This window comes from uncultured Roseibium sp. (assembly GCF_947494555.1).
GTDB lineage: Bacteria > Pseudomonadota > Alphaproteobacteria > Rhizobiales > Stappiaceae > Roseibium.
The window spans coordinates 1,093,592-1,117,425 of sequence record NZ_CANLVF010000001.1 but is presented as its reverse complement, the minus strand read 5'-3'; the positions used below and the strand labels follow the sequence as shown (position 1 = coordinate 1,117,425).

25 protein-coding genes are annotated in these 23,834 nt (G+C 57.3%); 16 read left to right on the top strand and 9 right to left on the bottom strand.

The features are described 5' to 3' along the window. The first annotated feature begins 56 nt into the window (after window positions 1-56). A complete protein-coding gene (locus tag Q0915_RS05075) occupies window positions 57-602 on the top strand; it encodes a hypothetical protein (RefSeq protein WP_299474158.1) in 546 nt (181 codons plus the stop codon). A gap of 12 nt (window positions 603-614) precedes the next feature. On the opposite strand, the gene ade is transcribed toward Q0915_RS05075, so the two are convergent. After that, window positions 615-2,336, bottom strand: coding sequence for an adenine deaminase (ade, locus tag Q0915_RS05070; RefSeq protein WP_299474155.1), 1,722 nt, complete (start codon window positions 2,334-2,336; stop codon window positions 615-617). A gap of 364 nt (window positions 2,337-2,700) precedes the next feature. On the opposite strand from ade, the gene Q0915_RS05065 reads away from it, so the two are divergent. The 8 genes from Q0915_RS05065 (at window position 2,701) to eda (ending at window position 12,248) form a co-directional block, all read left to right on the top strand. Beyond that, entirely contained in the window at window positions 2,701-4,020 is a 1,320-nt protein-coding gene (locus tag Q0915_RS05065; RefSeq protein ID WP_299474152.1) for an ROK family transcriptional regulator, read from the top strand. Between the two features lie 24 nt (window positions 4,021-4,044). After that, a complete protein-coding gene (locus Q0915_RS05060) occupies window positions 4,045-5,061 on the top strand; it encodes a sugar ABC transporter substrate-binding protein (protein ID WP_299474149.1) in 1,017 nt (338 codons plus the stop codon). Between the two features lie 118 nt (window positions 5,062-5,179). Beyond that, on the top strand, window positions 5,180-6,250 hold the full coding sequence (locus Q0915_RS05055; RefSeq protein ID WP_299474146.1) for an ABC transporter permease: 1,071 nt from the start codon (window positions 5,180-5,182) through the stop codon (window positions 6,248-6,250). Then, on the top strand, window positions 6,226-7,032 hold the full coding sequence (locus Q0915_RS05050) for an ATP-binding cassette domain-containing protein (protein ID WP_299474144.1): 807 nt from the start codon (window positions 6,226-6,228) through the stop codon (window positions 7,030-7,032). Before Q0915_RS05055 ends, Q0915_RS05050 begins: the two co-directional genes overlap by 25 nt. A gap of 81 nt (window positions 7,033-7,113) precedes the next feature. Beyond that, window positions 7,114-8,058, top strand: a complete 945-nt coding sequence (locus tag Q0915_RS05045) for a carbohydrate kinase (RefSeq protein ID WP_299474141.1) — start codon at window positions 7,114-7,116, stop codon at window positions 8,056-8,058. Window positions 8,059-8,156: 98 nt separating this feature from the next. Then, entirely contained in the window at window positions 8,157-9,632 is a 1,476-nt protein-coding gene (gene zwf, locus Q0915_RS05040; protein ID WP_299474138.1) for a glucose-6-phosphate dehydrogenase, read from the top strand. Window positions 9,633-9,766: 134 nt separating this feature from the next. Continuing rightward, window positions 9,767-11,587, top strand: coding sequence for a phosphogluconate dehydratase (edd, locus tag Q0915_RS05035; protein WP_299474135.1), 1,821 nt, complete (start codon window positions 9,767-9,769; stop codon window positions 11,585-11,587). Between the two features lie 22 nt (window positions 11,588-11,609). Continuing rightward, window positions 11,610-12,248, top strand: a complete 639-nt coding sequence (eda, locus tag Q0915_RS05030) for a bifunctional 4-hydroxy-2-oxoglutarate aldolase/2-dehydro-3-deoxy-phosphogluconate aldolase (RefSeq protein WP_299474133.1) — start codon at window positions 11,610-11,612, stop codon at window positions 12,246-12,248. A gap of 43 nt (window positions 12,249-12,291) precedes the next feature. Here the strand turns inward: eda and Q0915_RS05025 are convergent, their stop codons facing one another. Beyond that, on the bottom strand, window positions 12,292-12,897 hold the full coding sequence (locus tag Q0915_RS05025) for a PilZ domain-containing protein (RefSeq protein ID WP_299474128.1): 606 nt from the start codon (window positions 12,895-12,897) through the stop codon (window positions 12,292-12,294). Window positions 12,898-13,176: 279 nt separating this feature from the next. Here Q0915_RS05025 and pgi point away from each other — a divergent pair, with 279 nt between their 5' ends. The 5 genes from pgi (at window position 13,177) to Q0915_RS05000 (ending at window position 16,543) form a co-directional block, all read left to right on the top strand. Beyond that, entirely contained in the window at window positions 13,177-14,799 is a 1,623-nt protein-coding gene (gene pgi, locus Q0915_RS05020) for a glucose-6-phosphate isomerase (protein ID WP_299474125.1), read from the top strand. Between the two features lie 239 nt (window positions 14,800-15,038). Next, window positions 15,039-15,308 carry a glycine zipper domain-containing protein gene (locus Q0915_RS05015; RefSeq protein ID WP_299474122.1) on the top strand — a complete coding sequence of 90 codons (270 nt, stop codon included), beginning with the start codon at window positions 15,039-15,041 and terminating at the stop codon, window positions 15,306-15,308. Window positions 15,309-15,368: 60 nt separating this feature from the next. Beyond that, on the top strand, window positions 15,369-15,638 hold the full coding sequence (locus tag Q0915_RS05010; protein ID WP_299474119.1) for a lipoprotein: 270 nt from the start codon (window positions 15,369-15,371) through the stop codon (window positions 15,636-15,638). Window positions 15,639-15,938: 300 nt separating this feature from the next. Further along, window positions 15,939-16,157 (top strand): hypothetical protein, encoded by a 219-nt coding sequence (locus Q0915_RS05005; RefSeq protein WP_299474116.1) that lies wholly within the window; start codon window positions 15,939-15,941, stop codon window positions 16,155-16,157. Between the two features lie 113 nt (window positions 16,158-16,270). After that, window positions 16,271-16,543 carry a hypothetical protein gene (locus tag Q0915_RS05000; protein WP_299474114.1) on the top strand — a complete coding sequence of 91 codons (273 nt, stop codon included), beginning with the start codon at window positions 16,271-16,273 and terminating at the stop codon, window positions 16,541-16,543. Here the strand turns inward: Q0915_RS05000 and Q0915_RS04995 are convergent. The 3 genes from Q0915_RS04995 to ald all read right to left on the bottom strand — a co-directional run bounded on the left by Q0915_RS04995 (window position 16,522) and on the right by ald (window position 18,550). Then, on the bottom strand, window positions 16,522-16,662 hold the full coding sequence (locus Q0915_RS04995; RefSeq protein ID WP_299474111.1) for a hypothetical protein: 141 nt from the start codon (window positions 16,660-16,662) through the stop codon (window positions 16,522-16,524). The two genes, Q0915_RS05000 and Q0915_RS04995, sit on opposite strands and share 22 nt — an antisense overlap. 27 nt (window positions 16,663-16,689) lie before the next feature. Next, window positions 16,690-17,070 (bottom strand): GNAT family N-acetyltransferase, encoded by a 381-nt coding sequence (locus Q0915_RS04990; protein ID WP_299474108.1) that lies wholly within the window; start codon window positions 17,068-17,070, stop codon window positions 16,690-16,692. Between the two features lie 340 nt (window positions 17,071-17,410). Further along, window positions 17,411-18,550, bottom strand: coding sequence for an alanine dehydrogenase (ald, locus tag Q0915_RS04985; protein WP_299474105.1), 1,140 nt, complete (start codon window positions 18,548-18,550; stop codon window positions 17,411-17,413). Window positions 18,551-18,733: 183 nt separating this feature from the next. On the opposite strand from ald, the gene Q0915_RS04980 reads away from it, so the two are divergent. Beyond that, entirely contained in the window at window positions 18,734-19,204 is a 471-nt protein-coding gene (locus tag Q0915_RS04980; protein WP_299474101.1) for an Lrp/AsnC family transcriptional regulator, read from the top strand. A gap of 130 nt (window positions 19,205-19,334) precedes the next feature. Further along, window positions 19,335-20,219 carry an SMP-30/gluconolactonase/LRE family protein gene (locus Q0915_RS04975; RefSeq protein WP_299474098.1) on the top strand — a complete coding sequence of 295 codons (885 nt, stop codon included), beginning with the start codon at window positions 19,335-19,337 and terminating at the stop codon, window positions 20,217-20,219. Window positions 20,220-20,243: 24 nt separating this feature from the next. Here Q0915_RS04975 and Q0915_RS04970 read toward each other — a convergent pair whose 3' ends face one another. The 4 genes from Q0915_RS04970 to Q0915_RS04955 form a co-directional block, all read right to left on the bottom strand. Then, on the bottom strand, window positions 20,244-20,831 hold the full coding sequence (locus Q0915_RS04970; RefSeq protein ID WP_299474095.1) for a hypothetical protein: 588 nt from the start codon (window positions 20,829-20,831) through the stop codon (window positions 20,244-20,246). A gap of 92 nt (window positions 20,832-20,923) precedes the next feature. Continuing rightward, the gene (locus Q0915_RS04965; protein ID WP_299474092.1) at window positions 20,924-21,754 is read right to left on the bottom strand and encodes a rhodanese-related sulfurtransferase; all 831 of its coding nucleotides are present in this window, start codon (window positions 21,752-21,754) and stop codon (window positions 20,924-20,926) included. A 206-nt stretch (window positions 21,755-21,960) separates the two neighbouring features. Then, window positions 21,961-22,998, bottom strand: coding sequence for a zinc-binding alcohol dehydrogenase family protein (locus tag Q0915_RS04960; RefSeq protein ID WP_299474089.1), 1,038 nt, complete (start codon window positions 22,996-22,998; stop codon window positions 21,961-21,963). Beyond that, a complete protein-coding gene (locus Q0915_RS04955) occupies window positions 22,995-23,783 on the bottom strand; it encodes an ATP-binding cassette domain-containing protein (RefSeq protein WP_299474086.1) in 789 nt (262 codons plus the stop codon). Before Q0915_RS04955 ends, Q0915_RS04960 begins: the two co-directional genes overlap by 4 nt. Window positions 23,784-23,834: the final 51 nt, after the last annotated feature.

Genomic DNA, 23,834 nt, shown 5'->3' with positions numbered 1-23,834 from the left:
GACTTCCATTAATTTAGGCGCATATTCTGAAAAATCTTCTGTTTGGTGACGGACACATGTTTAACCCGAAAGAAGCCGCTGAAGACAGCCATGCGCTCAATCTGGCGATATTGATTTTTGTCGGGTTGGCTTGCCTGCTTTCCATCTACATCCACTATGACAGCGGATTGAAGTACTGGTTGTTAAAAAAACTCGGCGAAGAGACACCCGCGGTTGTCCTGGGCTTTCGAGATTCCGGCGGTGATCGCCTGACCCTACAGGAAGCACTTCACGATTCCCCTCGCGACACGTTCAAGAACAGCACGCACTACCTCACTCATGGCGTGCTCGTGGCGGAGATCAATCCAACCGGCAATTACCCGCAAGTCCTGACCTTTCGCGTTCCGGACGCGTGGATGGCAGACCTACAGTCTGACTGGATTGATGTGACCTACCTCGGTGCCAATCCGAAAATCGCACATCCCACCGATCTGCTCGAAACCTTCCACTTTGACGGAAGAGTTCTTGTATGGTCGCTGCTGATTGGCGCGGTCGTTCTTTGGTTTGCAATCAGGTCGGCGCGCAAATGGTCCAGCTTCAGAAATCGGATGCGGCACTACTAGTGGGATCATTGATCACGATCCCTGATCGATAAGCTCGAACTTGTCGACATCGAAAACGCCGAAATCGGTGATCTTCAGATGCGGAATGACGGGCAACGGCAAAAAAGCGACCTGCAGGAACGGTTCTTCCAGCGTGCAGCCCAACGATTTGGCGGCTGCACGCAAAGCTTCCAGCTCCGATTTCACGGTCTCAAACGGCTCCAGACTCATCAATCCCGCAAGCGGCAGGGCGAGTTCCGCCTTGATACCGTCACCGTCAGCAACCGCAAAACCGCCATTCATTGCGATCACGCGGTTGACCGCAATCGCCATAGCCATATCATCGGCGCCGACGACACAGATGTTGTGGCTGTCGTGGCTGACCGAACTTGCAATCGCGCCGCGCGTCATGCCAAATCCATGCACGAAGCCGCGACCGACATGGCCAATCCCCTTGTGCCGCTCAACGACGGCCACCTTCAAAACGTCTTGATCTAGGTCGACGAGCGACTTTCCCTCAGCGACTGGAAGCCTCTTGACCAGATGCTCGGTGATGATTTTTCCAGGCAGCACCCCGATCACGGATGTGTCGTTGTTGCGGGCCGGAACGTTGAAATCCGCAGCCGAAACCGCCTCAAGCTTGACACTTTGCAGTCCGACCGGCGCAACGGTTCCGCGTGTGGCAAAAAGTTCGTCATTCACCAGCCGACCAGCACTTATTACCTGTTCGACCCGGCAATCTTCGAAGTCGTTGAGCAGGACGATATCGGCCCGCTTTCCAGGTGCGATCATGCCACGGTCAGCGAGCCCAAAGGCGTTGGCTGCCGACCAGCTGGCAGACCGGTAGGCGTCAAGGGGGCGAACACCTTTGCCGATCAACCGCCGGATCATGCTGTCCAGATGCCCCTCTTCGGCAATGTCGAGCGGGTTCCGATCGTCCGTGCACAGCGCGACAAAGGCCGAAACATCGGGTTTCAGGATCGGCGCCAGCGCTTCGAGGTCTTTTGAGACAGACCCTTCGCGCATCAGGATCGTCATGCCCTTGGATAGTTTCTCAAGAGCTTCCTCTGCGCTCGTTGCCTCGTGATCCGTCCTGATACCAGCCGCAAGATAGCCATTGAGACCGAGACCGGACAGCAACGGTGCATGTCCATCGATGTGTCCGTCCTGGAAGGCGGCCAGTTTTGCAAGGACTTTCGGATCGCGCGCGAGCACACCCGGAAAGTTCATGAATTCCGCGAGGCCAATGACCTTGGGGTGGTCTGCGAATGGCAGAAGGTCATCGATTTCCAGGCATGCACCTGCGGTTTCAAAAGATGTGGCCGGCACACAGGAGGACAGATTGATCCTCAGGTCCATGACTGTTTCCAGCGACGCATCTAGAAAATACCGGATGCCTTCGGAACCAAGGACGTTTGCAATCTCGTGAGGATCGCAAATAGCCGTCGTAACCCCGTGTGGTAGGACGCAACGATCGAACTCAAACGGCGTAACGAGCGAAGATTCGACGTGGAGATGCGTATCAATGAACCCTGGGACGGCCGTCAGACCTTTGCCCTGGATCGTGACCGTGCCCTCGTAAGCACCGTAGGTACCAACGATGCGATCCCGGCAAATGGCGACGTCGGTCTCAATGTTGCTGCCATCCATCACATTGAAAAGACGAACATTCTTGATCACAAGATCCGCAGGCTCCTCCCCCGAACCTATCGCAATTGCTCGCTCGAGAAAGACTTCGTCATACTTGACCGTCATTGACATTCACTCCGATTCCAAATTGGGACGCGACGCTCCGAATCCCGGGACCACCGCTGACGGGGCCTGAAAACATATTCTGATTTCAGTCTTTTGTGTCAAAGAGCGGGCGGCAAATTCATATCCCCAGTACTTCAAAAATTCTCACAAACTGCGTGCCGCAACGTAAATTTCTCTGCTAAACTGGGGTTGCAATTCCTGCTTTGCGATCAGGGCGCTGCTGCACCACAAGATCGAAACGCTGCAATGCAAAACAATTTGCAATTGACAGATCGTTCCAAGGCGCGAATAATTTCATCAAAATTAATTATTATGAAACTGTCCCGAAGCGTGGCGGTTACTCTTGGGAGGAGCCAGGAAGGTTATGGAGACCAGGACGTCAGGTCGTGGCTCGAATTCCGCACAATTGCGCCGTTACAACGAGCGCATTGTCCTGCAGATTTTGCGGCGCGCGGGTGAGGCCTCCAAAGCGGAACTTGCACGCGCAGTGCAGCTGACCAACGCAGCAATTGGTGCGATCATCCAGGATCTCATCGAAGAGGGACTCATTTTCGAAGCCGGCAAACGTCACGACGGTAGCAGGGGACAACCCGCGACGATCCTGAAACTTGCACCAGACGGTGCCTATTCATTCGGCGTCCGTCTTGACCGCACGAACCTTGAAACCGTGCTGATGGACTTTTCCGGCCAGATCATCGACCGGCGCATTCACGACATGATATTGCCCGCCCCCGAGCAGGCCGTTGAAACGCTCGTTCGGGACCTGACCGAGTTGCGCACGCATTTGAGCGAGGACAAGCGGTCCCGCATTACCGGCATCGGTCTGGCACAGCCGTTCAATCTTGGCGCATGGCTTCACGAACTCGGCCTTCCGGAAGCAGATTTCAAGAAGTGGGACGATTTCGACCTTGCGGCGGCGCTCGAAGACGCGATGCAGTTGCCCGTTTTCAGCGAAAACGACGGCACAGCGGCTGCCGTCGCTGAACTTTTCTACGGCCAGGGCAGACAAAACGACAACTTCCTGTACCTGTTCCTCGGCCCGGCTATCGGTGGCGGTCTTGTCCTGAAGGGTGACGTTGTCCGGGGCATGTCCGGCAATGCGGCTGATGTCGCCTTTATGCCGGTACCGCCAAGCGGTCTTTCGACTGCCCCAAAACCGAAGCAAACATGGGACCTGTTGTTGACCCGCGCCTCTCTGGTTGCGCTGGCAAGACACATGGCGCCTGACAATTTTGAATCGCTCAGCCGCTCCGACCTGCAGGCTGCTGTGGAAGCAAACGACATAAAATATCAGGAATGGTTGGCGGACTGTGCAATGGCGTTGGCCCTCGCGCTACGTTCTGCTTATGCGCTCCTGGACATTTCCCTGGTCGTTATCGATGGCGACCTGAGAGGCTCTTTTCCAAAAACATTCCAGCAGGCGCTCAAAACAGCTGTGGAAGACGCGGCGCCTGAAAAGCGTAAGTCGCCGGAAATCGAAATCGGCAGCTTCGCACATGACGCCGGTGCGATCGGAGCTGCGAGCTTGCCGCAATTTTTCAACTTCTCGCCAAGAGCAACCATTCTCACAGGCGGGAAGGAAAAAGGACCCGCCGGAGCTGGCGGTTCGGGAGACCGAACAAGCTTTCCGGCAAGGGCAGCGAGATTGGGGTCACATCTGGCCGAACCCGACCGCTCAAACTGAAATAGGCCAGGGAGGAAAACGCAAATGATCCGCAAACTACTAGCGACTGGTTCAGTCCTAGCCGCCATGGCGGCAGCACCGGCGGCAGCCGCCGACATTTCAGCCTGCCTGATCACCAAAACCGACACGAATCCGTTCTTCGTGAAGATGAAGGAAGGCGCGACCGCCAAGGCAAATGAACTCGGCATCGAGCTGAAATCCTTTGCCGGAAAGGTCGATGGCGACCACGAAACCCAGGTTGCCGCGATCGAGACCTGCATCGCTGATGGTGCCAAAGGCATCTTGCTGACGGCATCCGATACGTCCTCGATTGTTCCTGCTGTCGAGCAGGCACGCGAAAACGGGCTGCTCGTCATCGCGCTTGACACGCCGTTGAGCCCGATCGACGCAGCAGACGCAACGTTCGCAACGGACAACTTCCTTGCCGGAGAGCTGATCGGCAAATGGGCGGCTGGCGCCCTCGGCGACAAGGCGGCAGACGCCAAGATCGGCATGCTCGACCTTGCAATCAGCCAGCCGACGGTTGGCGTCTTGCGCGACCAGGGCTTTCTCCAGGGCTTCGGCATCGACCTTGGCGATCCCAACAAGTGGGGCGATGAGACGGACGCGCGCATCGTCGGCAACGACGTAACGCAGGGCAACGAGGAAGGTGGCCGCCGCGCCATGGAGAACCTTCTCGCAAAAGACCCGACGATCAATGTCGTATACACGATCAACGAACCTGCGGCTGCCGGTGCATATGAAGCGCTGAAAGCCATCGGTCGTGAGAACGACGTGTTGATCGTTTCGGTCGACGGTGGGTGCCCAGGTGTTCAGAACGTCAAGGACGGCGTGATCGGCGCAACATCCCAGCAATATCCGCTCTTGATGGCTTCGCTTGGTATCGAAGCGATCAAGACATGGGCTGACAGCGGTGCGAAACCTGAGCCGACCCCTGGCAAGGATTTCTTCGATACCGGCGTTGCCCTTGTCACTGACAAGCCGGTCGATGGTGTGGACTCCATCGATACCGCGAAGGGCACGGAGCTCTGCTGGGGCTAACGTGGCTACGGGTCCGGGAGGCATCAACCACGCCTCCCGGGTTCCTCGAAAGCCGGATCACGACCGACAAGCTGTAGGCGGTCACGTGACCAACTGATCCGCTGCGGAAGGGAAAGTAATGTCTCAAACAAAGGATGGGACCGAGAACTACGAATCTGCCGCCAGCAGATCGGACTCGGTCGCCGAATTCGATGACCATCGACGCGGCTTTCTCGGACAGGTGCAGCACACGCTACACGCCAATCCGTCCCTGGTGCCGCTAATCGTGCTCATCGCTGCAATTATTGTCTTCGGTTTGTTGTTGGGATCCAAGTTCTTTTCGCCCTTTGCGATGACTTTGATACTCCAGCAGGTTCAGATCGTGGGCATTGTGGCAGCTGCACAAAGCCTGATTATCCTGACGGCCGGAATTGACCTGAGCGTTGGTGCAATCATGGTCTTTTCCTCGGTAATCATGGGACAATTCACATTCCGCTATGGAATTCCTGCTCCAATTGCCGTCGCGTGCGGCCTTGCAGTTGGAACGATGATTGGCGCGTTGAACGGCTGGCTGGTAAGCCGGGTCAAGCTCCCACCGTTCATCGTCACACTCGGGATGTGGCAGATTGTACTTGCGACGAACTTCCTTTACTCGGCCAATGAAACCATCAGGTCGCAGGAAATCGAAGCCAACGCCCCCTTCCTTCAGTTCTTCGGAACAAAGTTCAATATCGGTGGCGCTGTGTTCACGGTGGGCGTGATCTTTATGTTGATCCTTGTTCTTGTGCTTGCCTACGCGCTGCGTCACACGGCCTGGGGGCGGCACGTCTATGCCGTTGGCGACGATCCCGAAGCTGCCGGACTGTCGGGTGTCAACGTTCACAGAACGCTTATGTCGGTCTACATGCTTTCAGGACTGATATGCGCCTTTGCCGGGTGGGCCCTGATCGGCCGGATCGGATCAGTGTCACCAACGTCCGGACAGCTCGCGAATATCGAAAGTATCACCGCCGTGGTGATCGGCGGCATCTCTCTCTTCGGCGGACGCGGATCAATCCTTGGATCTTTGTTCGGAGCACTGATCGTCGGCGTCTTCACACTCGGACTAAGACTGCTTGGCGCAGATGCGCAGTGGACCTTTCTTCTCATCGGGCTTCTCATCATCGCTGCCGTGGCAGCCGATCAGTGGATCAGAAAGGTATCGGCGTAATGTCTGACAGTGTTCCCATTGTAGAGGGCCGCGGTATCGTCAAGCGCTACGGTCATGTCACCGCGATCGATCACTCCGATTTTGAGTTGCGCAACGATGAAATCCTGGCTGTCATTGGAGACAACGGCGCTGGCAAGTCGTCAATCGTAAAGGCGATCTGTGGCGCCACCATCCCGGATGAGGGCGAAATCCTGATCGACGGCAAGCCCGTCAATTTTACGTCGCCAACAGAGGCGCGGGACATGGGCATCGAAATCGTCTACCAGACCCTTGCCATGTCGCCGGCAATGTCGATCGCAGACAACATGTTCATGGGGCGCGAAATCCGCAAACCGGGTTTCATGGGAAAATTCCTGCGGCAACTCGACCGGTCTGCGATGGAAAAGTTCGCGCGCGAAAAGCTCACGGAACTTGGTCTTATGACGGTGCAATCGATCAACCAGACCATTGAGACATTGTCAGGCGGACAGAGACAAGGTGTGGCTGTGGCCAGGGCTGCCGCCTTTGCGACCAAGTTTATTATCATGGACGAGCCGACCGCCGCGCTGGGTGTAAAGGAAAGCCGGCGGGTGCTGGAGCTGATCCAGGACGTGAAGTCGCGAGGGATACCAATCGTACTCATCAGCCACAATATGCCGCACGTCTTCGAGGTCGCGGACCGGATCCACATCCATCGATTGGGCAAACGGCTTTGTACCGTCAGACCCGAGGATTGCTCAATGTCCGATGCGGTTGCTCTGATGACAGGCGCCATGGATCCGCCCGGTAATCTTGCCGCGTGAGTGTTGGTTGGAAAATGAAGCCAAAATGGTCCGGCCAGGCCGGACCGTTTTCTAAGATGAATAAAACAGTTTGGACTCTCCATGTTCTTGATTTGCGGTGAAGCCCTGTTCGACCTCTTCGGCGAGCCTGGCGAAGACAGTGTGTCATTTGACGCCAGGATCGGCGGTTCGCCGTTCAACGTCGCGATGGGCCTTGCAAGATTGGGCGAAAACGCTGCCTTCTTCGGAGGCATTTCAAAAGACGCACTAGGCGAAAAGCTGGTTGAAAAATTCCGAAAGGAAGGCGTTTCCGATCGTTATATTCTGCGAACTGACTATCTGACCACGCTCAGCCTGGTTCAAAAGGATGCGCACGGGCATCCCGCCTACACGTTCTACGGCGCAAACGCGGCCGACCGCATGGTCTCCGAAAGCGATCTTCCAGAACTCACCGAAATGCCCGCTTTCTTGCATGTCGGCTCCTATACAGCGCTTGTGGAACCCGTCTCGGGAAGCTTGAAATCGCTCATCGAACGCACGCGAGCGCACACGCTCATCTCGTTTGATCCCAATATCCGTCCAACGGTCGAACCCGACATGGCGCTCTGGCGCCGGAACACCGACACCCTTTCCAAACTGTCCGACATTATCAAGGTGAGCGACGAGGATCTCGCGTTGATCTCGCCGGAAGAAACGGTTGCCGATGTCGCCCGCCGCTGGCTGTCAAATGGACCGGGGCTTGTTATTGTCACCCGCGGCGGCGACGGTGCGTCCGCCTATACGAGCGGCTTTGAAACACATTGCCCCGGAATAAAGGTCAATGTGGAGGACACTGTCGGCGCCGGAGACACGTTTCAGGCGGCATTGCTGTCCGGCCTCAACAAACTTGGCGCAAAGGACAGGAAATCACTGTCGGCACTTGACGAGAGCACCGTCAATCGCCTTCTTACATTCGCGGTGAAAGCAGCCGGCATCACCTGCTCGCGCCGCGGAGCGGACCTCCCTAGGCTGGCGGAACTGCAAAAAGAATGGTCAGAGCTCATTTGAGGGGCTGACAAGCGAATTAAATCGATTTAAAAGCCCCACTGAAACCTCCTGTTGACGCAAAAGTCCGGGAGCAGACAGTCTTTTGGAAGGATAGTCTCATGGCGGTACGCGTCATTGAAGTTCAAGAGTTTGATCTTGTCGTCTTCGGTGCTTCGGGCGACCTGGCTCACCGCAAACTTCTGCCCGCCCTTTATCATCGCGACGCGGATGGCCAGATGCCGGAAAAGGCACGGATCATCTGCAGTGCGCGCCGGGACTACACGGATGACGACTATCGGGCCTGGGCTAAAAAGGCGCTCGAGGAACACGTCCACGACCTCGATAAGGAACATCTCGACCAGTTCCTCAAGAGATTGCACTACGTAAAAATCGATGTGGCGGCTGCCGTCGGGTTCGAAGACCTGAAAACGATCCTTGATGAACGTGAAGACGTGATCAGGGCGTTTTATCTTGCCGTTGGCCCCGATCTTTTCGGGACGATCTGCGAGAACCTGGGGCGTGTCGATGTCGTCAACAGCCATGCCCGGGTTGTGATTGAAAAACCGATCGGCAAGGACGGTGCATCGGCCAAGGCTCTCAACGACACCGTTGGTGCCGTCTTCAAGGAACACCAGATATTCCGTATCGATCACTATCTGGGCAAGGAAACCGTGCAGAACCTGATGGCACTCAGGTTTGCCAACGCACTGTTCGAACCGCTCTGGAACGCGGCTCATATCGACCATGTCCAGATCACCGTGGCAGAATCCCTGGGTGTCGGCGGCCGCGCAGGTTACTACGACACGGCCGGCGCCCTGCGGGACATGGTTCAGAACCATATTCTTCAGCTCCTCTGCCTTGTTGCCATGGAGCCGCCTGAATCCATGAATGCCGACAGTGTCCGGGACGAAAAGCTTAAAGTCCTGAAGGCTCTCTCGCCGATCGATGCTCAAAGCGCAGACAAACTGACCGTGCGTGGACAGTACCGGGCCGGAGCGTCGGCCGGTGGCGCTGTTCCCGGCTATCTTGAAGAGCTGGGCGACGACGACAGCCGCACGGAAACCTTCGTCGCGCTCAAGGCGGAAATTGCGAACTGGCGGTGGGCAGGTGTGCCGTTTTATTTGCGGACCGGCAAGCGGCTCGCCCAGCGCGTCTCGGAAATCGTCGTTCAATTCCGCCCGATCCCGCACTCGATCTTCGACACTGAAACCGGGAAAGTCACCGCCAACCGTCTCATAATCCGCCTGCAGCCGGATGAAGGCGTGAAAATGCAGATCATGATCAAGGACCCGGGCCCGGGCGGCATGAGACTGAGGCAGGTTCCCCTCGACATGAGTTTTGCGGATGCCTTCAAGGTGCGAAATCCGGACGCATACGAGCGCCTGATCATGGACGTGATCCGCGGCAACCAGACCCTCTTCATGCGGCGCGACGAAGTCGACGCGGCCTGGGCCTGGGTCGACCCCATATTGGCGGCTTGGAGCTCCTCGAAGGAAACACCAAAAGGATATACCGCAGGCACGTGGGGCCCCTCGGCTTCCATCGCACTCGTCGAACGCGACGGACGCACCTGGTCCGAAGAGGACTCGGTTTAGCAGGGCAAGACAGGGGCAGCCCCTGTCTGCCTTTTGACATTTAAATCGATTAAAATGAGCAAAAGCGGCGAAACCGCCCTATTTGCCCTGATGAACATGACCCAGCCACACGTGGCGAGGAAAGGACTTCAAATATGGCTCTCCAGGACCGAATTGGTGAAGTTACGGAACGGATTGTCAAACGCAGCCACGACAGCCGGTCCATCTATCTGGACCGGATCGGACAGGCGGCCGACAAGGGACCACAAAGATCCCGGCTCTCTTGTGGCAACCTGGCGCACGGTTTCGCCGCGTGCGGGGTCTCCGACAAGCAGGCTCTTTCAGGCGACGTCGTCCCAAATCTTGGCATCATCACGTCCTATAACGACATGCTGTCGGCGCACCAGCCCTACGAGACCTACCCTTCCCTTATCCGGGAGGCCGCCCACGAGGTCGGCGCTGTTGCTCAGGTGGCAGGTGGGGTGCCGGCCATGTGCGACGGTGTCACCCAGGGCCAGGACGGCATGGAACTGTCTCTGTTTTCCAGGGACGTGATCGCAATGGCTGCAGCAGTCGGGTTGTCCCATCAGATGTTCGATGCCGCGGTCTTTCTCGGAATTTGCGACAAGATCGTGCCCGGGCTTGCAATCGCCGCCCTCTCCTTCGGTCACCTGCCCGCAGTCTTCATACCCGCAGGACCGATGACGACCGGCATCTCGAACGACGACAAGGCCAAGGTGCGTCAGCTCTATGCTGAAGGAAAGGTCGGGCGAGACGCCCTCCTGGAAAGTGAATCCAAAGCCTATCACTCTCCTGGCACATGCACGTTCTACGGCACAGCGAATTCCAACCAGATGCTGATGGAAATCATGGGGCTTCATATGCCGGGCGCCTCCTTCATCAATCCGGGCACGCCGCTCCGTGACGCGCTCACCAGGGAAGCGACCAAGCGTGCGCTTGCGATTTCAGCACTCGGAAACGAGTTCACGCCTGCGGGTGAAATCATCGACGAAAAAGCCATCGTCAACGGCGTCGTCGGATTGCACGCAACCGGTGGATCGACGAACCACACGATGCATCTGGTCGCGATTGCAGCAACCGCAGGCATCAAGCTGACATGGGACGACATATCAGACCTGTCCGATGTCGTGCCGCTGTTGGCGCGCGTCTACCCGAACGGCAAGGCGGACGTGAACCACTTCCAGGCAGCCGGCGGTCTTGCTTTCCTGATCCGCGAGCTCCTGTCGGATGGCTATCTCCACCAGGATGTGAAAACCGTCTACGGCACTGATCTGTCGGGCTATACGGTCGAAGCCGGGCTAGATGAGGACGGCAACGTGGTGCGCCAGGACGCACCGCAGGTTTCGGGCGATGAGACGGTGCTGGCACCGCTTGCCAAAGCCTTCCAACCGACAGGCGGCCTGAAAATGCTGACCGGAAACATGGGCAAGGCGGTGATCAAGGTCTCAGCCGTTGCAAAGGACCGCCACATCATCGAGGCCCCTGCCCGCGTCTTTCATTCCCAGGACGGCTTTCTGGCCGCCTTCAACAACAAAGAGCTGAAAGGCGACGTTGCCGCCGTCGTTCGTTTCCAGGGCCCGAAGGCGATCGGCATGCCTGAACTGCACAAGCTGACACCATGCCTCGGGATCCTGCAGGACAAGGGCTACAAGGTCGCCCTGATCACCGATGGCCGTATGTCTGGCGCGTCGGGCAAGGTCCCGGCGGCGATCCACGTCACGCCCGAAGCGGCAAGCGGTGGTCCGATTGCCAGGATCCAGGATGGCGACATGATCCGCATCAATGCAGAAACCGGCGAATTGCAGGTTCTTGTTGATGATGCCGAATTCAATGCACGCCCCTTGGCGGCCAGTGACCTGAGTGAACACCAATTTGGCGTCGGCAGGGATTTGTTCGCAGCTTTCCGCGCAAATGTCGGTGCCGCCGACGATGGCGCGCACGTGTTCAGCGCTTGAAACTGACAAACGGGAGACCTCAATGGCACAGGATATAAAGAAGATTGAAGCCGTTATGTGTGCTGCGCCGGTGATCCCGGTACTCGTCGTCGAAGACCCGCGCAAAGCCGTACCGATGGCCGAAGCGCTTGTCCGCGGCGGATTGCCGGCGATCGAAATCACCCTTCGGACCGCACACGCGCTGGAAGCCATTGATGCCGTTAACGAGCATGTCGAAGGAGCGATGGTCGGAGCCGGCACGGTCTTGAACGGCGAGCAGTATGATGCGGCTGTTTCCGCCGGAGCACGTTTCATTGTGTCCCCCGGCGCAACGGAAACCCTGCTGGATGCGGCTGATGAACACAGCGTCCCGCTCCTTCCGGGCGCAGCCACGGCTTCCGAGGTCATGTATCTACTGGAACGCGGCTATGAACGGTTGAAATTCTTCCCGGCGGAACAAGCCGGAGGCGCGTCCTACCTCAAGTCACTTTCCTCGCCGCTTGCAGCCGCGAAGTTCTGTCCAACTGGCGGCGTAAGCCTCGACAAAGCGCCCGATTATCTGGCCTTGCCGAATGTTCTGTGTGTCGGCGGGTCCTGGATTGCCGACGCAAAGGCGATTGCAGCGGAAGACTGGGCAGGTATCGAAGAACGTGCGCGCGCTGCGGCCGGACTGAACGACTAACACTGGACAAAGCTACTGCCGGAGACCGTTGACCGACCTACTCCTAGGCGTCTTCCGTCTCCGGTAACGGTTCTTCGCTGGCAACGGCACTCTCACAGCTGCCGGTTTCTTCAAGCGTGCGGTTCCATAGGAGCCTGAGACCGGCGGATCTGTCGTTGCGCCAGGCAAACTCCGCGACCACAGGTTTGTCGAATTTGTTCATTGTCAGAAGAACCTCTTCCGGCATCGCGGTGAGACCCTCCGCCTTGACCCGGCACCCGTTCTTGGCCGCGTCGACGATAACACCGGTAATCTCGGTAATGCCCTCCAGGTCCGCGATCGTAACGGGAATCTTGACGTCGTTTCGCTTTTCACGGCGTTTGTCGGAGACGGAACTCTCGCTACTGGAAAAAACAACTGCCGCGTCGTTTCCCTTGACCGACGTGACATGTGCCTTTGAAAGTTTCCGCGAACCGGAAAGCCGAATTCCGATGTTCTTGTAGAGTTCCTGGACATGTTCGGAAGTAACGCAACAACCCCACTCGTTCACATTCGTCACAACGGCGTCGATGATTGCGAGCGTATCAAAATCGACGACCTGCACCTTTTCGCGGACTTCGGGATTTCCCTGAAGGTGGGCCAGATCATGCGGAGTTTTGGCAGAACACATGTGTTTTCAGTCTGAACCGGTTCCTGATGCTTTGTCCGTGGCACGGGGACACGTCGATCGAAAGATAGGCGAAAACTCCTAATTTCTCGTCAATTTTGGACTTGCTTTTGCGCTGACAGCCAAGTCAGAACTTAAGAAATTGACGGGTATTTTGCCCCAATGGATCCCGCAAAGATCCCGAGAAAAATCTCCACTCTGTCAAATTGCTGTGCTATGGGATGCGCACACTCGCTGAACAATGAAAATTCAACCGTTTAAATCGATTTAAGGGGATGTCTCATGGCTCTCGAAGACGCGTTTGTTGCACTCGGCCGGCAGGCTGAAAGGCTGAACAAGACCACGCTCCGGGACCTGTTCTCAAGTGATCCTCAGCGGTTCGAAAATCTCTCAGCGCGTACCGATGACCTGCTTCTGGATTTTTCAAAGACGAAACTCGACACCGACACCTTGAAGCTCCTTGTCGAGCTGGCCGAGGCTGCCGACGTCGCCGGCCGGAGGGACGCAATGTTCTCCGGCGAAAAGATCAATACGACCGAAAACCGCGCAGTGCTCCACACGGCCCTCAGAAACCGCTCGGACAAGCCGGTTTTTGTCGATGGCCAGGATGTCATGCCGGATGTTCGAGACGTGCTTGACGCCATGGCTGATTTTTCCGAAGCGGTCCGCTCGGGCGAACTGACATCGTCAACCGGTGCACCGTTCACCGACGTGGTGAATATCGGCATTGGAGGCTCTGACCTTGGCCCGGTAATGGCGACCCTGGCGCTGTCGCCCTATCACGACGGCCCCGAGCTGCATTACGTGTCCAATGTTGACGGCGCTCACGTTGCCGACACCCTGGCAACTCTCGACCCCGCGACGACCCTGGTCATCGTCGCATCGAAGACCTTCACGACCATCGAGACGATGACGAACGCCGCGACGGCACGCAAATGGATTGCAGGGGCCCTCGGTGAAGAGGCCGTCGGACAGCACTTTGCCGCCGTTTCAACCGCACTCGAAAAGGTTTCAGCGTTCGGGATCGACGAAAGCCGTGTGTTCGGGTTCTGGGACTGGGTCGGTGGCCGCTACTCCATCTGGTCGGCCATTGGCCTGCCTTTGATGATTGCAATCGGGCCGGACGCTTTCAGTGACTTTCTGGAAGGCGCACACGCGCTCGATGTCCACTTCAAAGAAGCGCCCCTGGATCAGAACCTGCCGGTTCTGATGGCGCTCGTGGGCGTTTGGAACCGGGATGTGCTGGGACACTCTGCCCGCGCAGTGCTTCCATACGATCAGCGCCTTGCCCGGCTCCCGGCTTACCTGCAACAGCTCGACATGGAATCGAACGGCAAGGGTGTCAGACTGGACGGCAGCCCGGTCAGCCAGGCCACAGGGCCGCTCGTATGGGGAGAGCCCGGCACCAACGGCCAGCATGCTTTCTACCAGCTCCTGCATCAGGGCACGACGGTCATCCCATGCGAATTCTTGATTGCCAAGAACGGACACGAAGAGGATCTTCAGCAGCATCACGACCTGCTGATGGCAAACTGCCTTGCTCAATCCGAAGCCTTGATGCTCGGCCGCACGCTTGAGGAGGCAACTGCCATCCTCACCAAATCAGGTTTGCCCAAGGAAGCGGTGGAAAAGCTCGCGCCGCACAAGGTATTTCCTGGCGACCGCCCTTCCCTGACGCTCGTTCACGACAAGCTGACACCTTTTTCACTGGGCCGGCTGATTGCTCTTTATGAGCACCGTGTCTTTGTCGAAGGTGTCATCTGGGGGATCAACTCGTTTGATCAGTGGGGCGTTGAGCTTGGCAAGGAACTGGCCACCGCACTCCTGCCCATGATCAAGGGCGAGGTTGCCGCCGACCAGAAGGATGCGTCGACAAAAGGGTTGCTTACGGCGCTGAAAAACTGAGTTACATAAGGTGAACAAAAATTTATCGGAAGCCGCGACATGCATTCGCCGCCGCCATACTTTCGCCCTACGTGCGCTATCTGTTCCACATCACTGAAAGACTCTGGCCAGAAAGGCGGTTGCCTTTTGTGCGCTGTGGGAATTGATAGATTGCCCCGCCGTGCAAAGCAGCTTAACCTTGCCAAGACTTTAAACTATTGAATGCGCCGCGCCGGCGGCCCTGAAGGGAGTTACCGTTAATGAAGAAGTTTGTTTTGCTCGCTGCAATTGGTGTTGCGTTGGCAGGTTGCCAGTCTGACAGTCAGACCGACCGTGCCCTGGTCGGCGGTGGCCTTGGTGCCGCAACCGGTGCGGCCATCGGTGCTGCAGCAACGGGCGACGTCGGTGGCGCACTTGTCGGTGGCGCAATCGGTGCTGCGGGCGGTGCTATCGTCGGTGCGGCAACGACGCCGAAAAACTGTGTCGCTTATGACCGTTACGGCAACCCGTATCGCGTGGCTTGCCCGTAAGGCACGCCGTGGTCCTTTGAGGATCGCGCGGGTTTTCGCCTGACCCACAGGAAGAAAACGATGAAGAAAATACTGCTTGTCGCCGCAACCGCGGCCCTTCTGGCCGGTTGTCAGTCAGACAGCCAGACGGATCGTGCGCTTGTCGGCGGCGGCCTTGGTGCAGCAACAGGCGCGATCATCGGCGCCGCAGCCGGAAACGGCGCGGGCCCCGCGCTTGCCGGTGCTGCTATCGGTGCAGCCGGCGGTGCAATCGTCGGAGCGGCGACAACGCCGAGAAACTGCGTCGCCTATGATCGCTACGGCAATCCCTACCGGGTCGCTTGCCGCTGATCAAAATAAGACCTGGCGGCGCCGGATCTTAACGGGCCGTTTAGGTTACGGATTCAATAATGACTTGAATTGGATTTGAACGTTTTGGCCGTGTGCGAAAGCGAAGGCTTGGAACTGTTGATTGATTTCAATGCCTTCGATCAGATGCACGCAACTGGAACCGGACAGTCCGATGAGCGCCGCAGAGGCGGCATGCCGCTGGATTGACACACCGGAGGACACGTTTCTCCGACATTGCGCTTTCCAACGCATGCTGCTGATGCCGACGCCTATGCAAGCTCATTTGAGGTCGTATCCGAAATGAAAAAAATTCTGGTTGTGGCCGCGGTGGCCACTTTACTTGCCGGCTGCACATCGAGCAGACAGACGGACAGGGCTATCATCGGCGGCGGCCTCGGCGCCGCAACAGGTGTTATTGTTGGAGCTGCCGTCGGCGCTGGTGCGGCGCCGGTGATTGCAGGTGCCGCCCTCGGAGCAGCCGGCGGAGCAGCAATCGGCGCTGCCACGACGCCGAACTAGCCGGTACCGGAGCGACAGGCTCGGTATCAGTCTTGGATAACTCTTTCCGGTAAGGTTCTGTTAACCATACATCTCCACGCTAAGAAGGCTATTTCCTTCGCTGGGGAGCGTGGATGAAACCGTTACTTGCCGTTGCAGCCGTCTCCGTCCTACTGGCAGGCTGTGTCAATACCGAGAGCCAGCGTGACAGGATGCTGATCGGTGCAGGACTCGGTGCAGCTACAGGCGCAACAATCGGAGCTGTCGCGGGCTCAACTGTGAACGCGACGATCGCCGGCGCTGCGCTTGGAGCCATCGGCGGCGGCCTCGTCGGCGTTGTGACAACCCCGCGCAACTGCATTGCCCAGGACCAGAACGGCACACCTTACAAGGTCAGGTGTCCATAGCTCCAGTTGTCAAGCGTCAGGGCGTGCTGACAAACCTCCACCTGCCCTCCCCCGGCTTCGCTTGAAAGATATCTTGCGGCTGCAGCTTCAAGCCAGAGACGCTCAAAGGTGACACCCATTCATGGATCTCCTATCGCAGCGCCTGCTTAGAAAGTATCAGGCGACTTTTTCGCCAGTCTTGTCCACCGGTGTTCAACATCAACCAGGCTGACACCGTCATCGAAGTGCTCTGTTTCTCTGGAAATTTCCACCAAGCCCTCGCGGCGATAGAACTTCCGTGCTTGCGTGTTCAACTCAAATGCCCAGACGGTTATCCAGTCACGATTTTCCTTTGCGAGATCCAAGAGCCGCTTTCCTACTCCGCAATTTCGCGCCGGTCCGGCGACATAAAGCGCACCGATATTGTCTTCTTTGCGTACGCAGAAACCCAGTATCTGTTCCTGTTTTTCCGCGACCCAGACCAGGTCTGTCCTGAAGCGCGTCTGCCAGTAATCCGCCATTGGCTCAATATCATCGAGCTTTGTCATCCAAGGTGTTTCCGCACCCCATGCATGAATGATTACCGCGCAAGCAAATGCGTCTGTTGGGTCGCCGATCCGAAAATTGAAGCACATGGTTTATGTCTTTGAAAAATCGAGCTTTCGGCCGGGAACAGTTGCCTTGGCCTGCGCTCTTTACGGGCAACAGACATTAATCATGTCCAGTCCGTAGCAGCAAGCGAACAGTCTGTTTCTGCAATCTGCCAGCCGAGCCTGAAGACTGCTTAGGCTGGCCTGTTGCGACCACCTGACTGCTGCAGGCCCGAAAACAGAAAAGGCCGGTCGAAACGACCGGCCCCTTGATCACAGAAATTCAAATGTGCCGTAATCAGGCAGCCTGGCTGGCGTCGCTCCGCTCCAGAGCGGTTGCCGGATCGACATAGTCATAGCCAAGGGCCTCAGCGACCGCTTCGCAGGTTACCTGTCCGCCAATGACGTTCAGGCCCGGCAGGAAGTTCGGATCGTTGAGCAGCGCCTGCTTCGCGCCTTTGTCGGCGAGAGCCAAGGCAAACGGAAGCGTGGCGTTGTTGAGCGCGTAGGTCGAGGTTTTCGGCACCGCGCCCGGCATGTTGGCAACGCAATAGTGAACCACTTCGTCAACGATATAGGTCGGGTCGGAATGTGTGGTTGCTTTCGATGTTTCGAAACAGCCGCCCTGATCGATGGCGACATCGACAAGAACCGATCCCGGCTTCATGCGGGAGACAAGATCCTTCGTGACCAGCTTGGGCGCTGCAGCACCGGCGACAAGAACTGCGCCAACAACCATATCCGCTTCGAGAACATGCTTCTCAAGCGCCGATTTGGTTGAATAGACCGTTTTGAGAGCAGGTCCGAAAGTCTGCGAAAGCTGGCCGAGAACCGTAGTGTTGCGGTCCAGCACCGTGACGTCGGCACCAAGTCCGATGGCCATGGTGATGGCATGGGAGCCAACGACCCCCCCACCGATCACGACGACTTTAGCCGGTTCAACACCCGGGACGCCGCCAACCAAAGTACCGGAGCCGCCATGAGCCTTTTCCAGGGCCTTGGCTCCTGCGATGACCGAAAGACGCCCGGCCACCTGGGACATGGGCACGAGCAGCGGCAAGCCGCCTCTGGCATCGACCACAGTTTCATAAGCGATGCAGGTCGCACCCGATTTGACGAGATCAGCGGTCTGGTCCGCGTCCGGCGCAAGGTGCAGATACGTGAAGAGGATGTGGTCCGGGCGCAGCATCGCGCGCTCAACGGCCTGCGGTTCCTTCACCTTGACGATCATCTGGGCTGCGTCGAAAACTTCTTTCGCCGTCGAGAGGATCTTCGCACCGGCGGCCTCGTAGTCGGCGTCGCTTGCGCCAATGCCAATGCCGGCATTCGTTTCGACCACCACGTCGTGACCGTGCGCGATCATCTCGTAGACGCTGTCGGGCGTCAAACCAACCCGGTACTCGTGGTTCTTGATTTCCTTGGGCACACCAATGCGCATAACAGCTACTCCTCTGGGCGTGTTATCGATTGGAAATTAGTGTACGCCTGATCGCCTCGAATGTGCTTGCGTTCCATATGAGAGAACGGCAGATTGAAACAATTTTATTGCAATGATCTGGCATTTCTTCGAATATTATGCCGCCTACGTTAGAATTAGCTGCAATATGTGCGGTGCAAAATTATGAAACTCGATCGACTAGACCGCAAGATACTCGACGTTCTGCAAAAGGATGGCCGCATTGCAAACGCGGATCTCGCAGATGTCGTCGGACTGTCCGCCTCCGCCTGCCTGCGCAGGGTTCGCGCCCTCGAAGAGGCTGGCGTGATAGAGAATTATGTCGCCCTGCTTGACCAGCGCAAACTCGGACGCCGCATGGACGTTTTTGTCGAGATTTCGCTGACGGGTCAGTCTAAGGAAACGCTTGAAAGCTTTGAACGCGCCGTTTCCCGGTCAGAGGAAATCATGGAGTGTTTTTTGATGGCCGGTGACGCGGACTACATTCTCAGGCTGACAGCGGCGGATCCGATCGACTTCGAACGCATTCACAGGGATCACCTGTCGCAGCTTCCAGGAGTGCTTCGGATGAAATCGTCATTCGCCATTCGCCCGATCGTGAAACGCACGGCGCTGCCGCTTCAGGACGACACTTGAGCCTGGCCCGAGAAATAGCTCTCGGTCCACTGCCGGTGAGACGGTGGATTTTGCGGTCTCGACGCAGCATGCCGTCGGATATATAGTCCGCTTCCGTTCAACAGCTTGGCGCTTCAAGGAACCTGCCACGGTGTCCCACACGATTACCCGTTTTCTCGACACAACCTATCAACTTGGCGAATGCCCGACCTGGGATGACAGGAACAACCGCCTGCTTTGGGTCGACATTCAAGGCCGTACCATCCAGTCCATGGACTGGGACAGCCGTGACATCACCACCTGGCATTTCGACAACGAAGTCGGTTCTTTCGGCCTGACCGAAGACGAGCGGCTGATTGTCGGTGTTTGGGACAAGATCCTTCTGTTCGATCCGAAGACGGAAAAGAGCGAAGTGCTTGCCGAAGTCCAGACGGACCGGCCGGGAACACGTCTCAATGATGGCAAGATCGGCCCCGACGGCGCTTTCTGGATCGGCACCATGGACACCGCCTCCCCGCGCGAGCCGATTGCCGGACTTTTCCGGATCGACGGCAAAGGCCAGGTCGAGGAAATCCGGGATGAACTGCAGTGCTCCAACGGTCTCGCCTGGAGCCCGGACGGCGCCTATATGTATCACGCCGATTCCACCCCCGGCTGGATCGAGTGCTACGCCTTCGACAAGGCAACCGGCGCTCTCGGCTCAAAGATGCTGTTCGCGCAGCAGACCAATGAAACCGGGCGTCCGGACGGCGCAGCCGTCGATGCGGATGGCAACTACTGGAGCGCAGGCGTTTCTGCCGGCGTGCTCAACTGTTTTGCACATGACGGCAATCTTCTGGAGGCAATCCGGATGCCGGTCCCGAAACCGACCATGCCTTGCTTTTGCGGCCCGGATCTTGACCAGTTAATCGTCACAACGATCAAACAGCCCTCAGACTCGACTGCTATCGAGCCCGACACGCTATCGGGTGGACTTTTCCTGGTTGAAGGCCACGGCAAGAAGGGCCTGAAGGCAGACCGGTTCAGGACCGCGTAAACAGAAGTCTTGGCTGCAATTACCTCAGTATTTGCAGCCCTTGACTCTCACCGGCTGCCAGACAGTCTTCGCCGACTGAACCATGACCTGACGGCTGACTGTCTTGTAGACGGCAGGCGTTGACACAACGTGGCTTGAGGCCGGTTGCAGCATCACCTTTTCCTTGACGGTGCTGTAGACAGCGGGATGGCGCACGGCGACCTTTGAAGCAGGCTGTACCTGAACGCGTTCGCTGACCGTCTGATAAACAGCCGGATGCTTGACCTTGCAGAGCGTCTTGCGGCCCTTGATCATCCGGTACTCCCAGCCGATGCTGGCCTGCCGGACCATGACCTTGCGATGACGCGTCTGATAAACGGCTGGTGTCGTGCGGTAGGAGACCCGCTCCGCCTGCACCAGAACCTGGCGGTTCTGATATCCGTATACGGCAGGCGTTTTGACGACCCTGTTGCTGGCCGCCTTGACCAGCACGCGCTCGTGCACGGTCTTATAGACCGCAGGCATTGTTGCTTGCTGATAGCATGCAAGTGCCTTGCCACCGGCGAGCACGGGAGTTGCAAGAAAAGGACTGATTGCCAGCGCGAAAAGAGCGCTCCAGGAACTGCGACGCATAAACTCATCCCCCAGTCTGGTGCAGGAAAATGACCTGCAACCTGACTTTAGGGAAATTTACCAAGGCATTAAAGCGAAAAAGTTAATTTTCGTTAAGAAGTGTTGCGCCGGGCGTCCATGAGGTCCGGCTGATCCACTGAACCTTTTTCGTAGTCGGTGTCTTCGTTGATGATGTGGCGCGCTTCCTCCGGCACCCATTCGCCCCAACGCGGCTGCAGCTGGTGATCGACAGATACGCGGTCGTCAAACACGAAACACTCCCCTTTCCAGAGACTGTCCGCCTCCGGCACCTTTTCCAGGTAATTCAGTATGCCGCCTTCCAGGTGATAAACGTCCTCAAAGCCGTTCTTGAGCATCCAAGCGGTCGCTTTCTCGCAGCGGATACCACCTGTGCAGAACATGGCGACCTTCGGTTTTTTCTGAAGTTCATCCTGACCGTGAACCCAGTCGGGAAATTCGCGGAAGGACTGTGTTTCCGGGTTAAGGGCGCGCTCGAAGGTTCCAAATGCAAATTCGTAGTCATTGCGCGTGTCGATGACGACAACGTCCGGATCGGAGATGAGCGCGTTCCAGTCTTCCGGCTTGACATATTCACCGACGATTTCATTCGGATCGATCCCGTCCACGGCGAGCCGAACAATCTCCTGTTTCAAGCGCACCTTCATGCGTTTGAAGACATGACGGTGCGTCCACGCCTCCTTGTGCGAGAGATCCTTCAGACGCGGATCGCTGCGAAGATGCGCCAGTACAGCCCGCACGCCCGCTTCCGGACCGCAAACAGTTCCGTTGATACCCTCCGCTGCAAGCAGCAAACTGCCGCGAACGTCGTGCTCAACGCAGAAACGCTTGAGCGGGTCACGCATATCCTCGTAGTCTTCGAGCGGCGTGAACAGGTAAAGGGCAGCGACCAGAAATTCGTTCATTGGTTTTCTTTTGATTGGCGGATACACCCTGCTCTCAAGCAGTCAGGGGCATGCAATATCGGTTGGCGCTCTCTATACAGCGAGAGGCCCCGGTCTGAAAAGTCCGCAGTTTATCTGACCTGCCGAAGGCGCAGCTTTCTCCAGCCCAACAGCGTTTCTCAAATCACACATCCAAAGCGCGGCAAGTATGCGAAAGCGGGCTGCGATTAAATGGTAACGACCGCCTTGATCAGCGTGTCCCGGTTGTTGGCAAGCTCTTCAAACCTTTCAGCAACAGTACCGAAAGGGATTTCCAACGAACACAGCGCGTCCGTGTCGATCAGTCCCTCCCGGATCGCATGCATCACGGTTTCAAAGTCCCGGGCAGTCGCATTCCGGCTGCCGATGATCTGCGCTTCACGCTTGTGGAATTCCGGATCGTCGAAGCGGATCTCGTCCTTGACGACGCTGACGAGGACATATCGGCTGCCATGTGCAAGCAACGGGAATCCGGCCTCGATTGCGCGGGCGCTTCCTGTTGCGTCGAAAATGACATCGAAGCCATCCGACAATGAGCCGGACAAGACCGGGTCTCCGGCCTTGTGGCATTTGTCGAAGGCGAACTTTTTGCGGGCCTGTTCCAGCCGCGCTTCGCTCAGATCGAGAAGATGCACCTCCGCACCCTGGAGCCTTGCAAACAGCGCAGTGCCGAGACCAATCGGACCTGCTCCCGTAACCAGAACACGCTCGCCTTGAAGGTCGCCGGCCCTGCTGACCGCATGCGCCCCGATTGCGAGAAACTCGACCATCGCTGCCTGCAGTTCTGTAAGTCCGGTCGCGCGGTAGAGGTTGGTAACAGGAACCGCGACCCTCGCACACATGCCCCCTTCCCTATGCACACCGAGCACTTCGATCCGCTCGCAGCAATTGGGCTTGCCTTTTCGGCAGGCCCGGCATTTTCCGCAGGAAACATAAGGGTTGATGACGACAAGTTCACCCTGCTGCCATCCGTCCACCGCTTTGGCAATGCGACCGCTGAGTTCGTGACCGATCGTGCGCGGATAATTCAGGAAAGGGTGCTTGCCTGCAAAGATGTGATAATCCGTGCCGCATATTCCAACCGCGCAGATGTCGATCAGCGCCCAGCCTTCGGGTGCTTCGGTTGGCAGGTCACGCGACTCCAGTTGAAAAACGCCCGGTTTTACAACGACTCCACTTCGCATCTTGGTCGTCTGAGCCTGTGTCGGCATCGTGCTTAGCGTCATTGCAGCATTTCCCGTCCGCGCGGCACCCAGTCATCAGGCAACTCACCTTTGATGATCAGGCTGAGGACATCGTCCTTGGTCACATCCTCGATCCGGTGCGATCCGACATTCCGTCCTTTGTTCATCACGACCACGCGGTCGCACAGTTCGAAGACATCGTGCATATCATGGCTGACCAGTAAGATGCCAATTCCTTCGGTGCGCAGCTGTTTGATCAGATTTCCCACCATTGCCGTTTCAGAAGGTCCAAGAGCTGCGGTCGGCTCGTCCATGATCAGGATTTTCACGTTGAAATAGATTGCGCGGGCAATGGCGATGACCTGCCTCTGTCCGCCGGAGAGCTTGGAGACCGGGTCATCCAGGTTCTTGAAATTCGGATTGAGCTTGCGCAGGACCCGCTCCGTCTCGCGCATCATCTTCCTGTCGTCCAGATCGCCGTACCATGTCTTCAACTCTCGCCCGAGAAAGAGGTTGGCGGGCGCATTGAGATGGTCCGCAAGGGCCAGGGTCTGGTAAATGGTCTCTATGCCAAAATCTCGGGCGTCGTGAGGATTTTGGATCTCTGCAACTTCGCCATTGACCTTGATAGTGCCCTCGTTCGCCAGCATCGCGCCCGACAGTATGCGCATGAGGCAAGACTTTCCGGCACCGTTATGTCCGAGGACACCCACGACTTCACCGGCAAAAAGATCCAGCGAGACGCCATTAACCGCCCGGATGCCGCCAAAATGCTTTTCAATATCAGTCATCTGCACCAGCGGCAGCATTTCGCTCTGCAGGCTCATCAAGCTACACCCTTTGAAAAAAAGATGCCGGGAACCCCAGGAAGGAGTGGG

Excerpts from the sequence above, each read along its gene's own strand:
- Q0915_RS05075 (WP_299474158.1), top strand. The coding sequence starts at position 57 with ATGTTTAACCCGAAAGAAGCCGCTGAAGACAGCCATGCGCTCAATCTG.
- ade (WP_299474155.1), bottom strand. The coding sequence starts at position 2,336 with ATGACGGTCAAGTATGACGAAGTCTTTCTCGAGCGAGCAATTGCGATA.
- Q0915_RS05065 (WP_299474152.1), top strand. The coding sequence starts at position 2,701 with ATGGAGACCAGGACGTCAGGTCGTGGCTCGAATTCCGCACAATTGCGC.
- Q0915_RS05060 (WP_299474149.1), top strand. The coding sequence starts at position 4,045 with ATGATCCGCAAACTACTAGCGACTGGTTCAGTCCTAGCCGCCATGGCG.
- Q0915_RS05055 (WP_299474146.1), top strand. The coding sequence starts at position 5,180 with ATGTCTCAAACAAAGGATGGGACCGAGAACTACGAATCTGCCGCCAGC.
- Q0915_RS05045 (WP_299474141.1), top strand. The coding sequence starts at position 7,114 with ATGTTCTTGATTTGCGGTGAAGCCCTGTTCGACCTCTTCGGCGAGCCT.
- zwf (WP_299474138.1), top strand. The coding sequence starts at position 8,157 with ATGGCGGTACGCGTCATTGAAGTTCAAGAGTTTGATCTTGTCGTCTTC.
- edd (WP_299474135.1), top strand. The coding sequence starts at position 9,767 with ATGGCTCTCCAGGACCGAATTGGTGAAGTTACGGAACGGATTGTCAAA.
- eda (WP_299474133.1), top strand. The coding sequence starts at position 11,610 with ATGGCACAGGATATAAAGAAGATTGAAGCCGTTATGTGTGCTGCGCCG.
- Q0915_RS05025 (WP_299474128.1), bottom strand. The coding sequence starts at position 12,897 with ATGTGTTCTGCCAAAACTCCGCATGATCTGGCCCACCTTCAGGGAAAT.
- pgi (WP_299474125.1), top strand. The coding sequence starts at position 13,177 with ATGGCTCTCGAAGACGCGTTTGTTGCACTCGGCCGGCAGGCTGAAAGG.
- Q0915_RS05015 (WP_299474122.1), top strand. The coding sequence starts at position 15,039 with ATGAAGAAGTTTGTTTTGCTCGCTGCAATTGGTGTTGCGTTGGCAGGT.
- Q0915_RS05010 (WP_299474119.1), top strand. The coding sequence starts at position 15,369 with ATGAAGAAAATACTGCTTGTCGCCGCAACCGCGGCCCTTCTGGCCGGT.
- Q0915_RS05005 (WP_299474116.1), top strand. The coding sequence starts at position 15,939 with ATGAAAAAAATTCTGGTTGTGGCCGCGGTGGCCACTTTACTTGCCGGC.
- Q0915_RS05000 (WP_299474114.1), top strand. The coding sequence starts at position 16,271 with ATGAAACCGTTACTTGCCGTTGCAGCCGTCTCCGTCCTACTGGCAGGC.
- Q0915_RS04995 (WP_299474111.1), bottom strand. The coding sequence starts at position 16,662 with ATGGGTGTCACCTTTGAGCGTCTCTGGCTTGAAGCTGCAGCCGCAAGA.
- Q0915_RS04990 (WP_299474108.1), bottom strand. The coding sequence starts at position 17,070 with ATGACAAAGCTCGATGATATTGAGCCAATGGCGGATTACTGGCAGACG.
- ald (WP_299474105.1), bottom strand. The coding sequence starts at position 18,550 with ATGCGCATTGGTGTGCCCAAGGAAATCAAGAACCACGAGTACCGGGTT.
- Q0915_RS04980 (WP_299474101.1), top strand. The coding sequence starts at position 18,734 with ATGAAACTCGATCGACTAGACCGCAAGATACTCGACGTTCTGCAAAAG.
- Q0915_RS04970 (WP_299474095.1), bottom strand. The coding sequence starts at position 20,831 with ATGCGTCGCAGTTCCTGGAGCGCTCTTTTCGCGCTGGCAATCAGTCCT.
- Q0915_RS04965 (WP_299474092.1), bottom strand. The coding sequence starts at position 21,754 with ATGAACGAATTTCTGGTCGCTGCCCTTTACCTGTTCACGCCGCTCGAA.
- Q0915_RS04960 (WP_299474089.1), bottom strand. The coding sequence starts at position 22,998 with ATGACGCTAAGCACGATGCCGACACAGGCTCAGACGACCAAGATGCGA.
- Q0915_RS04955 (WP_299474086.1), bottom strand. The coding sequence starts at position 23,783 with ATGAGCCTGCAGAGCGAAATGCTGCCGCTGGTGCAGATGACTGATATT.